This window comes from Pseudomonas sp. CGJS7 (assembly GCF_036961695.1).
This window is the reverse complement of sequence record NZ_JBAMDI010000012.1, coordinates 22,019-34,234: the sequence shown is the minus strand read 5'-3', so window position 1 is coordinate 34,234 and position 12,216 is coordinate 22,019. Positions and strand designations below refer to the sequence as shown.

The window sequence follows — 12,216 nt, the reverse complement described above, 5'->3', positions numbered from 1 at the left end:
CTAGGAAGCGAGAACAATAACGATGAATGCCGCACTGAAAACCTTCGCCCCAAGCGCACTCGCCCTGCTGCTGATCCTGCCATCCAGCGCCTCGGCCAAAGAAGCCGAAACCCAACAGAAGCTGGCCAACGTGGTCATCCTCGCCACCGGCGGCACCATTGCCGGCGCCGGTGCCAGCGCTGCCAACAGCGCCACTTACCAGGCTGCCAAGCTGGGCGTCGACAAGCTCATCGCCGGCGTGCCGGAACTGGCCGACATCGCCAATGTACGTGGCGAGCAAGTGATGCAGATCGCCTCCGAGAGCATCAGTAATGACGACCTGCTGAAGCTGGGCAAGCGCGTCGCCGAGCTGGCTGAAAGCAAGGACGTCGACGGCATCGTCATCACCCACGGCACCGACACCCTCGAAGAAACCGCCTACTTCCTCAACCTGGTAGAGAAGACCGACAAGCCAATCGTGGTGGTCGGCTCGATGCGTCCGGGTACCGCCATGTCCGCCGACGGCATGCTCAACCTGTACAACGCCGTGGCCGTAGCCAGCGACAAACAGTCGCGTGGCAAGGGCGTGCTGGTGACCATGAACGACGAGATCCAGTCCGGCCGCGATGTGAGCAAAGCGGTCAACATCAAGACCGAAGCCTTCAAGAGCGCCTGGGGCCCGATGGGCATGGTGGTGGAAGGCAAATCGTACTGGTTCCGCCTGCCGGCCAAGCGCCATACGGTCAATTCCGAGTTCGATATCAAGCAGATCAGCAGCCTGCCGCAGGTGGACATTGCCTATGGCTATGGCAACGTCACCGACACCGCCTACAAGGCGCTGGCACAGAACGGCGCCAAGGCGCTGATCCATGCCGGTACCGGCAACGGTTCGGTATCGTCGCGGGTAGTCCCGGCGCTGCAAGAACTGCGCAAGAACGGCGTGCAGATCATCCGCTCGTCGCATGTCAACCAGGGTGGTTTCGTACTGCGTAACGCCGAACAGCCGGATGACAAGAACGACTGGGTCGTGGCTCACGACCTGAACCCGCAAAAAGCGCGGATCCTGGCGATGGTGGCAATGACCAAGACCCAGGACAGCAAAGAGCTGCAGCGCATCTTCTGGGAGTACTGATCAACCACCCATGGCCGGTGCCCCACATCACCGGCCATTCTTCCTTTTCCAGATCAACCCCGCCCCGCCGCCACTCAACTGGGGCTCGCATCAGTGGGTTTCTTCTCAGGGTTGCGCGAGTAGCTCTATTTGTAATCTCTCGGATCAACGCCCCACTTTTTGAGTCGAGACGCCAGGGTTGTGGGCTTCAACCCCAGCAATTGCGCAGCACCACCCTCGCCGGAGACTTTCCCTGCTGTTCGTTTGAGCACAGAGATCGCATTCAGCTTCATCTGCCGCTCCCAGTCTTTGTCGGCAGTCGGCTCGGGCGGGCATTGTGAAGTTGAAGATACAGGGCCACTGGACGGGGCGCTTGGCGCCAGAACCTCATGAAAGCTCACGCGACCATCTCGGGAGACAATGGTCTGTCGCTCAATCACATTTTGAAGCTCGCGAATGTTGCCCGGCCAAGCGTACTGCTGAAGCACCGCGACTTGGGTCAGCGACATGCGAATGCCCGGTTTGTTGAACGCCAGGCTAGCCCTTTCAAGAAAATGGCTGGCGAGCAAAGGAATGTCCTCAAGTCGCTCCCGCAAGGGCACCGAGCGTATAGGGAACACATTCAAGCGGAAGTACAAATCTTCTCGGAACGCACCTCGGGCGACCATATCGCGTAGGTCACGGTTCGTTGCGGCGATAACTCGCACATCAACGGCCCTGGTGCGATTGTCGCCTACAGGCTCAAACTGGCGGTCCTGTAGAACGCGGAGCAACTTGCTTTGTAGCTCCAGCGGAATCTCTCCCACCTCATCGAGAAACAAGGTACCGCCGTCTGCCAACTCAAAGCGACCCACTCGGTTGCTGACCGCTCCGGTGAAGGCCCCTTTGAGGTGGCCGAAGAACTCGCTCTCGAACAATTCACGGGGCACCGCGGCGCAATTGACCCGAATCAGAGGGCGGTCGCGCCGGGGGCTGCTGGCATGAATAGCGCGAGCAACAAGCTCTTTACCCGTGCCTGACTCGCCGGTGACCAACACGTTGGCGTCGGTAGCTGCGACCAGGTCGATCTGCTGTAACAGATGCTTGACCGCAGGGCTTTCGCCGACGATCTCGTGGTGATTGCCGTGGGCGTTGATTTCCTCCTGCAGGTATTGGTTTTCCATTTCCAGCCGAGTCTTCAACTGCTCTACTTCACTTAGCGCATCGCGCAGGCGCGCTTCAGTGCGTTGTCGTTCGCGGATGTCCCGAAACAACACCACCGCCCCTACCAGCCTTCCCATCTCGAAGATTGGAGTGCTGGTGTACTCGACGGCGATTGGTTCGCCGCTCTTGTGCCAGAACACCTCGTGGTCCACGCGATGAACTTGTCCATCGCTGAACGAAGCATGGATGGGGCACTGATTGACCTCGAACGCACGTCCGTCGCTATGGCTGTGGTGGAACAAATGGTGGGCATCCTGGCCAATCATGTCGACGGCACTCCACCCCAAAATACGCTCGGCGGCGGGGTTGATGAACGTGGTCTGGCCCCGGGTATCGAGCCCATAGATGCCCTCGCCAACTGCACCAAGAATCAGCCGGTTTTGCTGCTGGATGCGCTCGAACACCTGGCTGATTCGTTCCCACCCCACGTGGCCCAAACGGTGTTGCCGGCGCGCCTCAGCACGGTTACGGCGCTGCTCCAGAAGGTCGCGGCGCTGCACCGCCAGCACAATTTTCCCGCCCTCAACCGCGCTAGCCGAAACCTCCACCGCTATTTGCCGCAGTTGCAGATCCACCAGCAGCAGGTCGTCCGACCACGCTTCGCCTTGAGTCAGCACCTCATCCGTAAAGCTCACCCACAGTGCGATTCCCCCTCGCAGAAAATGGCTAAAGGCATGACCGGGCAGCTCATTTGCGGCGCAGCCAAGTAAATCAAGCGCGGCGTTGTTGGCTTGCAGTACTCGATCAGCTACCGGGTGGATTAACAGCATGGCAACGGCGGAGTCGGCCGCGACTCCGAGGGCGACGGTGTCTGTCACTGATGGATATCCTCGAACCGATTTTCAAGAAATTTCGTGAACAATATTACGACAGTTCGTAATTTACGAAATTTCGTAAATACACCCCGCCAGAAACCAAAAAATAAACCAATAAAATCAGGTAGTTACAAAATGTTGGAAGTTGGCACATCTCTCGCTATGGGTGTTCTCACCTTAAACAAAACTGCGGGAGCAGAAATAATGGACAAACTTGAAATGCATCACCTGATCATGGCCGCGAAAGCACGCAAGGGCCTGAGCTGGGATGATCTTGCCAACGCAGTGGGCAAGGCCCCGGTATGGCTTGCATCGGTTTGCTACGGCATGAACAGCGCGCCGCTGGAAGTGGCAACGCATCTTTGCGAGGTATTGGAGCTGGATGATCAAGTCGCCGCTACCTTAACCGCTTTCCCGGTCAAGGGTTGGGACAAGTCCATCCCTCAAGACCCGCTGATCTATCGACTGTACGAAGTCGTGGGCGTCTATGGCCCAACCCTGAAAGACGTTATCCAGGAAAAATTTGGCGACGGCATCATGAGTGCCATCGACTTTTCCATGCATGTCGAGCGAATCGAAGATCCCAAAGGCGACCGGGTTTTGTTGACTCTCAATGGCAAGTTCTTGCCATACCGTTCCTGGTAAACCCATCCAACCCTCGGCATCCCTCCGGGGGTGCCGCCTATTACCCGCAGTTGAGGGAACCGCCATGTCTTATCTGCTACCCACCGATTTTGTCACCAAGATGCTCGATGCCGGCGCATCAAAGGTCCACATGTCCACTCGCGACACGCTGATCCGCAGCTATATGGCCGGGGCAATTCTGGCCCTGGCGGCCGTATTCGCAGTGACCATCGCAGTGCAGACAGGCTCAGCCCTGATAGGCGCAGTACTGTTTCCGGTTGGTTTTTCAATGCTCTACCTTATGGGCTTCGACCTGCTCACCGGGGTCTTCATGCTCACCCCGCTGGCATTACTGGACAAACGCCCCGGGGTCACCGTTAGGGGAATTCTGCGCAACTGGGGCCTGGTGTTCGTCGGCAACTTCGCCGGCGCCCTTACGGTCGCCTGCATGATGGCCTTCGTCTTTACCTATGGTTTCCATGCTTCCCCCGGTGCCGTGGGAGAGAAAATTGCCAGCATCGGTGAGGCCCGCACCCTGGGTTACGAGCAATACGGGCTGGCAGGCTGGTTGACGATCTTCCTGCGTGGCGTGCTGTGCAACTGGATGGTGTCGATGGGCGTGGTCGGCGCGATGATCTCCACCTCTGTGAGCGGCAAGGTGATCGCCATGTGGATGCCGATCATGCTGTTTTTCTTCATGGGTTTCGAGCACTCGGTCGTGAACATGTTCCTGTTCCCATCCGCAATGATCATGGGCGGCGACTTCTCGCTCATGGACTACCTGGTGTGGAACGAAATCCCCACCGTACTGGGCAACCTGGTGGGCGGCCTGGCCTTCACAGGCCTGACGCTGTACGGCACCCACATCCGTACGGCCGCGAAGAAAGTTACCAGCGCAACAGCCTGCTGAAGCTATAAAGAAGGCAGGCAGCCTCAGTCGCCGCCTGTCTCACTTCAGGTTTTGCTTTGCACTGCCTCTAACCCGAACATCGTTTACATTTCAGAACAGTGTCATGGCTTACAGACCAACGCTGGATTTCCCCTGACAAGCTGTTGCGAATTTAATTACAGTGAAATACTGTATGCACATACAGCAAAACAAGGAAACTCCTGTGTCCAGCACCGCCTCCGCCACTCCGAGCAGCTATGAACAGCTGGGTGTACGCATCCAGAAGATCATCAACAGCCCCACCGCCCAGCGCAGCCGTGCGGCGCTGATCTTCCGCCTGGAACAGGAAAGCCCGGATGACTGGGAGACCCTGCTTCAGGAGATCGCAGAAAACGACAACGTCACCCTCGCCCATCGCGACGATGGCGGTGTGCAGATTTTCTGGACGGTACCGAAGGAAGATTGACTGCGCATGAGAGTTTCGCTTTTCGCAGCAGCCTGCCTGTTACTGACCGCTCCGTTTGTTCAAGCCGACGCTCCGCGTACCTTCCAGGAGGCCAAGAAGGTCGCCTGGAAGCTCTACGCGCCACAATCGACCGAGTTCTATTGCGGCTGTAAATACAAGGGCAACAAGGTCGACCTGGCCTCCTGCGGCTATGCCCCGCGCAAGAATGCCCAGCGCGCGTCACGCATCGAGTGGGAGCACATCGTACCCGCCTGGCAGATCGGCCATCAGCGCCAATGCTGGCAGAGTGGCGGGCGCAAGCAGTGCTCGCAGCATGACGAAGTGTACCAACGCGCCGAAGCCGACCTGCACAACCTGGTGCCAAGCATCGGTGAGGTCAACGGCGACCGCAGCAACTTCAGTTTCGGCTGGCTACCAGAACAACGCGGCCAGTATGGCCGCTGCCTGACCCAGGTCGACTTCAAGGCGAGGAAGGTGATGCCGCGCCCGTCGATCCGCGGCATGATCGCCCGCACCTACTTCTACATGAGCAAGCAGTACAACCTGCGCCTGTCCAAACAGGACCGCCAGCTTTTCGAGGCCTGGAACAAGACCTACCCGCCGCAAGCCTGGGAGCGGCAACGCAACCAACAGGTCGCCTGCGTGATGGGGCGGGGAAACGCGTTCGTGGGGCCGGTCAACCTCAAGGCGTGCGGTTGATCCTCAGGCCAGCGTTTGTAAGTAGGCGCTGGCTTCCCGGTAACGGGCCAGCCGCGCCAGGTCGGCGGGGCCCGGACAGGGGATGCGCGAGAGATCACTGTTGTCGGCCAGATCGGCCAGCTTGACGGTGCGCGCCAGCGGGTCGTCGCCCAGGCGCATCACGAAATCCTGGTAAGGCTCGCCCTCGCGGCGGCTAAGCGCCAGCAACGCAGCCAGGATTTTCAGCGCGAAGCCCTCACGCGCCAGGTCGGACAGGGTCAGCGAGGTGTCCTCGATCACATCGTGAAGCACCGCCACAATCCGCTGTTCAGGTGTGGAAACCCGCATCATCACGCGCAACGGGTGGAGGATATAAGCCGCCCCACCCTTATCGTATTGCCCTTCATGCGCCCTGGCGGCCACGGCAATGGCCCGCTCCAGTGTAGACATGAGGCCCTCCCCGTTTGGCAGCTACCACCCCAAGCATAGCCAAACTTGTGTGAACAGCGCCTGACACAAGCCTTGACTGCGGCGCCACTTTTACTGGCTTAGCGTGCTGCGCCGTGCTGGATGACCACCGAATCGGTACCTAGCTTGGCCATCACTTCATCCCTGCGCGCCTGCGCTTCTTCGCGGGTGGGGAACGGCCCCAGCAGCACCACCGGCTTGCCGTCACGGTACTCCACCGAAGACGGGATACCCTTTTCGATCAGGCGCGCCGTCATGTCACTGAGCGCGCCCATGTTGGCGCCCTGCACCACTTCCACGTCCCAACCCTGTGGCGCCGGCTGGTCTGCCAGCGCCTCGGCACGGCGCTGCAGGTCGGCTCCACCGCAGAGCTCACGGATACGCAGGTTGTTGCCGGTATCGTCGACGATGATGTCGTATTGGCCATCGCGCTTGATCGCCACGTAGCTGCGGTAGGCTTCGTACTGCCCGGCATCGTCCTTGCCGCGGACCTGACCGCAGATGGTGCCCTGGGTGTCGATCCGCACGTTGCCGAACTTGGCGGTCTTGGGGTTGTGCAGGTGTTCGGCCACCTGCTTGTGCACGCCTTCGACCTCGTTCTCACAGCCCGCCAGGGCGAGCACTGCCATTACCACAGCCAGTTTGCGCACGCGTGTACCTCCAGATTCGAAGGGGCGGATTCTAGCACGCCGGGGTATGCCCGAACCGCGACCAAACGTTACACGCTGCTTCGGGCGCAAATGCAAAAAGGGCGATCATTTCTGATCGCCCTTTTTCGATTTGGTAGGCACAATTGGACTCGAACCAACGACCCCCACCATGTCAAGGTGGTGCTCTAACCAACTGAGCTATGTGCCTGTCGTGTGGTGCGCATATTAGTGGCCCGATGCGTACCTGTAAAGCTTTTTTTTGAGAAAAATCAAAAACTTTCGAATGCAGGCGCTTCGCGTCCAGACCGCGGTTTTCCGGCACACGCGCAATGGACAATGAAAAAAGGGGTGACCCTTTCGGATCACCCCTTTTTCGATTTGGTAGGCACAATTGGACTCGAACCAACGACCCCCACCATGTCAAGGTGGTGCTCTAACCAACTGAGCTATGTGCCTGTCGTGTGGTGCGCATTCTACGCATTACAAAAACCCTGTCAACACTTTTTTTCGCGCTAACCTACTGAATCTTAAACTCTTTATAGAGAGGCTGGCTAAGGGGGGACCCGTAAAGGATTTTCACCAGACGACTAGCGGGTGTTTATTATTATTGATAGCATCGGTACATTCGTTAAAAATATAAAACACGAGGTTCCTGCAGCATGGCTAACACCCCCTACCCCCAGTCCTACTACGCCGCCTCGGCCAACCCGGTGCCGCCACGTCCGGCGCTGCAGGGTGAGGTGGAAACCGATGTGTGCATCATCGGTGCCGGCTACACCGGCCTGTCCAGCGCCCTGTTCCTTCTGGAGAACGGCTTCAAGGTGAGCATCGTCGAAGCGGCCAAGGTCGGCTTCGGCGCATCGGGCCGCAACGGCGGCCAGATCGTCAACAGCTACAGCCGCGACATTGATGTCATCGAACGCACCGTCGGCCCCAAGCAGGCGCAACTGCTGGGCCACATGGCCTTCGAGGGCGGGCGCATCATTCGTGAACGCGTGGCCAAGTACAACATTCAGTGCGACCTGAAAGATGGTGGCGTATTCGCCGCCCTTACCAGCAAGCAGATGGGCCACCTGGAATCGCAAAAGCGCCTGTGGGAACGCTTTGGCCATAATCAGCTGGAGCTGATGGACCAGAAGCGCATCCGCGAAGTGGTTGCCTGCGACAGCTACATCGGCGGCATGCTCGACATGAGCGGCGGCCACATCCACCCGCTGAACCTGGCCTTGGGTGAAGCTGCCGCGGTCGAGTCGCTGGGTGGCATCATCTATGAGCAAACCCCGGCCGTGCGCATCGAACGCGGTGCCAACCCGGTCGTGCATACCCCGCAGGGCAAGGTCCGCGCCAAGTTCATCATCGTTGCCGGCAACGCCTACCTGGGCAACCTGGTACCCGAGCTGGCCGCCAAGTCCATGCCATGTGGCACGCAGGTGATCACCACCGAGCCACTGGGCGAAGAACTGGCACGCACTCTGCTGCCGCAGGACTACTGCGTCGAGGACTGCAACTACCTGCTCGACTACTACCGCCTGACCAGCGACAAGCGCCTGATTTTCGGTGGCGGCGTGGTGTACGGCGCGCGTGACCCGGCCAACATCGAGGCGATCATCCGCCCGAAAATGCTCAAGGCCTTCCCGCAGCTGAAGAACGTGAAGATCGACTACGCCTGGACCGGTAACTTCCTGCTGACCCTGTCGCGCCTGCCTCAGGTTGGCCGGATCGGCGACAACATCTACTACTCGCAGGGTTGCTCGGGCCACGGCGTGACCTATACCCACCTGGCGGGCAAGGTGCTGGCCGAGGCCCTGCGTGGCCAGGCAGAGCGTTTCGACGCCTTTGCCGGCCTGCCGCACTACCCGTTCCCGGGTGGCCAGATGCTGCGCGTACCCTTCAGCGCCATCGGTGCCTGGTACTACAGCCTGCGCGATCGCCTGGGCTTCTGATTCAGGCAGGCCTGGCCTCTTCGCCGGCAAACCTGCGCCCACACGGACTGTGCAATAAGCACAAATCCTGTGGGCGCGGGCTTGCCGGCGAAGAAGCCGGCACAGGCAACGCTATTCGTTCAGGCTATTGACCGCCTGCTTCGCCGCAATCTCTTGCCCGGCCTTGGCCAATTCATCCGCAGCATGCAACCACCGCTGGCGATCAACCTGGGCCGGCAGTTGCCGAGGTGGCTGCACCAGCACCGCCCAACTCCCCTGCTTCTCCCATGCCGATGCAAATTCATCGAATGCCATCACCTGCCGCCGGTGCATGCCCGAGCGCAGCAGCACCCGCTGCTTGTAACGGTCATAGCCCATCAACACCGCATAGCGCGGCTCGCTCCACCAGGCCGAACCGTCCTCGTAACGCAGCAGCACCGGGTTGCCCGCTGCCACCTGGGTCAGCAGCGCGTCCAGTTGCTTGTCCAGCGGGTACACCACCCTACCGTAGTCCCGCGCCACACGGGGAATAGCGGTATCCAGCGTTTCGGCGCCCTGAGGCAGGTTGAGCGGCTTATCCAGCAAGCCCGGCGTAATAGGCGCCCCCTGCTGCGACAGCACTGCCGCCAGCGCCATGGCCCCGCTGTGGTTGGCGTTGCCACGGTAGAACGGCACGCTGCTGATCTCGACTCGCTGCGGCAGGCCCTTGAGGTTGCCGGGCGGTGCGCTGGCGCAGCCGGCCAGGGTGGCAGCCAGCAGGCAGGCAGCCAGTAGCCGCCGGGGGGCAGCCTTGAAGGAATGTTGCTCCATGGACACTCGCTTGTTCCAACGCCAGGCAGGCAGCGCCCGGCTCTGGCCACCGATCATAGGTCCGACAGCGGCGCGGGTATAGTCCGACAGCGCCTTGGAGCGAATCGGCCCTAGAGATAGACCATTGTTCGATGGAACGTCACAGACGAAGGGCTAGACTAAAGCAGTGTCTGGAAGGTAAACGCGGCCCAATCAAGCGCTTGCCGCAAAGATGGAGGCACAGATGAGCCTGACCATGGCAATTCTCATGCTGGTAGGCATGTGGCTGAGCGTCGCAGCCGCCATGCTGTGGGGTGTACTGCGTATCGTGCGGCGTCATGTACACCACCTGCCACCGCAGGCACCCGCCAAGCCACAGCCAGTAAGGCGGGCGCGGCGGCATGCCGGGGTGAGCTAACCTCAGGATTTCCCGAAGCCCACTGACTGACAAGCCCGCTGCACAGGTATTCGCAATGTCAGTGCCACGCGAGGTACCTGTGGAAGCGGGCTTGTCCGCGAAAGGGACGCGAAGCGCCCCTTTTTTACATCAACCTTCAGCCGCCTCACGCTTCAGACGCGCTCGGCGGGCCAGGATGTTGAGGACCTCGATAGCCGTCGAGAACGCCATGGCCGCATACACATAGCCCTTGGGTACATGGGCGCCAAAGCCTTCGGCGATCAGCGTCATGCCGATCATGATGAGGAAGCCCAGCGCAAGCATGACCACGGTCGGGTTGTCGTTGATGAAGTTGGCCAGCGGGTCGGCGGCCACCATCATCACGATCACAGCCGTGATAACGGCGATAATCATGATCGGCAGGTGCTCGGTCATGCCCACGGCGGTGATGATGCTGTCGACCGAGAAGACGATGTCCAGCAGCAGGATCTGGAAAATCGCCGCAGCAAAGCCCAGGGTAACCGTGGAGGAGACCTTGGCTTCCTCCTTGGCGCCATGCGGGTCGACGTTTTCGTGAATTTCCTTGGTCGCCTTCCACAGCAGGAACAGACCACCGGCAATCAGGATCACATCTTTCCACGAGAAGGCGTTGCCGAACACTTCGAACACCGGGTCGGTCAACTGGACGATCCAGGCCACGGTGCTGAGCAAGGCCAGTCGCATGACCAAGGCCATGCTGATACCGATACGCCGCGCCTTGGAGCGGTACTCCACCGGCAATTTGTTGGTCAGGATCGAGATGAAGATCAGGTTGTCGATGCCCAGTACAACTTCCATGGCCACCAGCGTAGCCAGGGCAACCCAGGCGGTAGGGCTAGCGGCGAGTTCCAGCAAATATTCCATTGTTCAAATCCTGCAGCAGCGGTTGGGGTCAGATTTCCTGGGTTTCTTCTTTCTTCTCGGCATCCTTGGGCTTCTGCCCTTCGCTGCCGATGGCTTCGCTCAGCGCCTGCTGGGCAGCCTTGTTGGTGTCGTCGATGGCTTGCTTGGCCGACTGCGCGGCCTGATCGAGCATCTGCTGCGCGGATTTCTCGGCCTGGTCGCAGCCTGCCAGGGTGAACAGGGCCAAAGCCAGCACCAACGGGGTGCCTATGGATTTGAGTTGCAGCATGGTGTCCTCGCTTGAAATAACCCGGCGGCGCATGGCGCCTGATAGCCGTGCATTCTAGAGACGGCAATAGTTCAGGAAAATTCGTATTTTCATGGCATATACTTCGGTTTTTACGAATCGGAACGACCGACGGTGCTTAACTATCGCCAGTTGCATTACTTCTGGGCCGTGGCCAAGACGGGCAGCATCACCCGCGCCAGCCAACAGCTGAACCTCACACCGCAAACCATCAGCGGGCAGATCACCCTGTTCGAGCAAACCTACGGCCTGGAACTGTTCCAGCGCGCCGGCCGGCAGCTGGAACTGACAGAAACCGGCCGTCAGGCCCTGGTGTATGCAGAGCAGATGTTTCAGATCGGCAGCGAGCTTGAAGCCATGCTGCGTGCCGGCCCTCAAGAGCAGATTCTGTTCCGTGTGGGGGTGGCTGACGTGGTGCCCAAATCCATTGTCTACCGCCTGCTGGCACCGACCATGGACCTGGAGGAGGTGCTGCGCATCAACTGCCGCGAGGACAAACTTGAGCGGTTACTGGCAGACCTGGCTATCCAGCGCCTGGACCTGGTGATATCCGACAGCCCCATGCCTAACCACCTGGACATCAAGTGCTACAGCCAAAAGCTGGGCGAGTGCGGGCTGAGCTTCTTCGCCACCCCGGCGCTGGCACAACGGCTTGAAGGTCCTTTTCCAGCTTGCCTGCAGGATGCTCCGCTGCTGGTTCCCGGCCAGGAGACCGTGGTAAGCAGCCGCTTGCTGCGGTGGCTGGGCGAGCAGCAGGTGCAGCCACGGATCGTGGGGGAGTTCGATGACAGTGCCTTGATGCAAGCGTTCGGACAGTCGGGCAGCGGCATTTTCGTAGCGCCCAGCGTAATCGCCGAGGAGGTGTGCCGTCAGTATGGCGTGCAACTGATCGGGCAGACCGAGGCCGTGCACGAATCGTTCTATGCCATTTCGGTGGAGCGCAAGGTCAAGCACCCAGGGATCGTGGCGATTACCGAGGGGGCCCGGCGGGAGTTGTTTCACTGGTAGCCGCAAAAGCCTGATTGACAAAGAACAC

The 12,216-nt window shown here is 59.9% G+C and carries 14 protein-coding genes and 2 tRNA genes; 8 read left to right on the top strand and 8 right to left on the bottom strand.

The window, feature by feature from the left end:
* Nucleotides 1-22: 22 nt before the first annotated feature.
* On the top strand, nucleotides 23-1,111 hold the full coding sequence (locus tag V7787_RS09965; RefSeq protein ID WP_003250634.1) for an asparaginase: 1,089 nt from the start codon (nucleotides 23-25) through the stop codon (nucleotides 1,109-1,111).
* Nucleotides 1,112-1,236: 125 nt separating this feature from the next.
* Here V7787_RS09965 and V7787_RS09960 read toward each other — a convergent pair whose 3' ends face one another.
* Entirely contained in the window at nucleotides 1,237-3,111 is a 1,875-nt protein-coding gene (locus V7787_RS09960) for a sigma 54-interacting transcriptional regulator (protein ID WP_064491380.1), read from the bottom strand.
* Between the two features lie 201 nt (nucleotides 3,112-3,312).
* Between V7787_RS09960 and cynS the strand changes: the two genes are divergently transcribed.
* The 4 genes from cynS to V7787_RS09940 all read left to right on the top strand — a co-directional run bounded on the left by cynS (nucleotide 3,313) and on the right by V7787_RS09940 (nucleotide 5,786).
* Nucleotides 3,313-3,753, top strand: coding sequence for a cyanase (cynS, locus tag V7787_RS09955; protein ID WP_003250631.1), 441 nt, complete (start codon nucleotides 3,313-3,315; stop codon nucleotides 3,751-3,753).
* Nucleotides 3,754-3,817: 64 nt separating this feature from the next.
* Entirely contained in the window at nucleotides 3,818-4,642 is an 825-nt protein-coding gene (locus V7787_RS09950; protein ID WP_064491379.1) for a formate/nitrite transporter family protein, read from the top strand.
* 202 nt (nucleotides 4,643-4,844) lie between these two features.
* Nucleotides 4,845-5,087 (top strand): DUF1654 domain-containing protein, encoded by a 243-nt coding sequence (locus tag V7787_RS09945; RefSeq protein WP_004574330.1) that lies wholly within the window; start codon nucleotides 4,845-4,847, stop codon nucleotides 5,085-5,087.
* 6 nt (nucleotides 5,088-5,093) lie between these two features.
* On the top strand, nucleotides 5,094-5,786 hold the full coding sequence (locus tag V7787_RS09940) for an endonuclease (RefSeq protein ID WP_064491378.1): 693 nt from the start codon (nucleotides 5,094-5,096) through the stop codon (nucleotides 5,784-5,786).
* A gap of 3 nt (nucleotides 5,787-5,789) precedes the next feature.
* Here V7787_RS09940 and V7787_RS09935 read toward each other — a convergent pair whose 3' ends face one another.
* The 4 genes from V7787_RS09935 to V7787_RS09920 all read right to left on the bottom strand — a co-directional run bounded on the left by V7787_RS09935 (nucleotide 5,790) and on the right by V7787_RS09920 (nucleotide 7,339).
* Nucleotides 5,790-6,215, bottom strand: a complete 426-nt coding sequence (locus V7787_RS09935; RefSeq protein ID WP_064491377.1) for a hypothetical protein — start codon at nucleotides 6,213-6,215, stop codon at nucleotides 5,790-5,792.
* Nucleotides 6,216-6,313: 98 nt separating this feature from the next.
* Entirely contained in the window at nucleotides 6,314-6,883 is a 570-nt protein-coding gene (locus V7787_RS09930) for an SPOR domain-containing protein (protein WP_014591568.1), read from the bottom strand.
* 131 nt (nucleotides 6,884-7,014) lie between these two features.
* Nucleotides 7,015-7,091: transfer RNA gene (locus V7787_RS09925), tRNA-Val, on the bottom strand.
* Between the two features lie 171 nt (nucleotides 7,092-7,262).
* A tRNA-Val gene (locus V7787_RS09920) sits at nucleotides 7,263-7,339 on the bottom strand.
* A gap of 203 nt (nucleotides 7,340-7,542) precedes the next feature.
* Here V7787_RS09920 and V7787_RS09915 point away from each other — a divergent pair.
* Nucleotides 7,543-8,826, top strand: coding sequence for an NAD(P)/FAD-dependent oxidoreductase (locus tag V7787_RS09915; protein WP_003250557.1), 1,284 nt, complete (start codon nucleotides 7,543-7,545; stop codon nucleotides 8,824-8,826).
* Between the two features lie 111 nt (nucleotides 8,827-8,937).
* Here V7787_RS09915 and V7787_RS09910 read toward each other — a convergent pair whose 3' ends face one another.
* Nucleotides 8,938-9,672 carry a peptidase C39 family protein gene (locus V7787_RS09910; protein ID WP_003250555.1) on the bottom strand — a complete coding sequence of 245 codons (735 nt, stop codon included), beginning with the start codon at nucleotides 9,670-9,672 and terminating at the stop codon, nucleotides 8,938-8,940.
* A 166-nt stretch (nucleotides 9,673-9,838) separates the two neighbouring features.
* Here V7787_RS09910 and V7787_RS09905 point away from each other — a divergent pair, with 166 nt between their 5' ends.
* The gene (locus tag V7787_RS09905; protein WP_196766183.1) at nucleotides 9,839-10,012 is read left to right on the top strand and encodes a hypothetical protein; all 174 of its coding nucleotides are present in this window, start codon (nucleotides 9,839-9,841) and stop codon (nucleotides 10,010-10,012) included.
* 129 nt (nucleotides 10,013-10,141) lie between these two features.
* On the opposite strand, the gene V7787_RS09900 is transcribed toward V7787_RS09905, so the two are convergent.
* Complete coding sequence (locus V7787_RS09900; RefSeq protein WP_003250551.1) at nucleotides 10,142-10,894, bottom strand: TerC family protein; 753 nt, start codon at nucleotides 10,892-10,894, stop codon at nucleotides 10,142-10,144.
* A gap of 28 nt (nucleotides 10,895-10,922) precedes the next feature.
* Complete coding sequence (locus tag V7787_RS09895) at nucleotides 10,923-11,162, bottom strand: hypothetical protein (protein WP_020191237.1); 240 nt, start codon at nucleotides 11,160-11,162, stop codon at nucleotides 10,923-10,925.
* A 132-nt stretch (nucleotides 11,163-11,294) separates the two neighbouring features.
* Between V7787_RS09895 and nhaR the strand changes: the two genes are divergently transcribed.
* Nucleotides 11,295-12,188 (top strand): transcriptional activator NhaR, encoded by an 894-nt coding sequence (nhaR, locus tag V7787_RS09890; protein ID WP_004573709.1) that lies wholly within the window; start codon nucleotides 11,295-11,297, stop codon nucleotides 12,186-12,188.
* Nucleotides 12,189-12,216 lie beyond the last annotated feature (28 nt).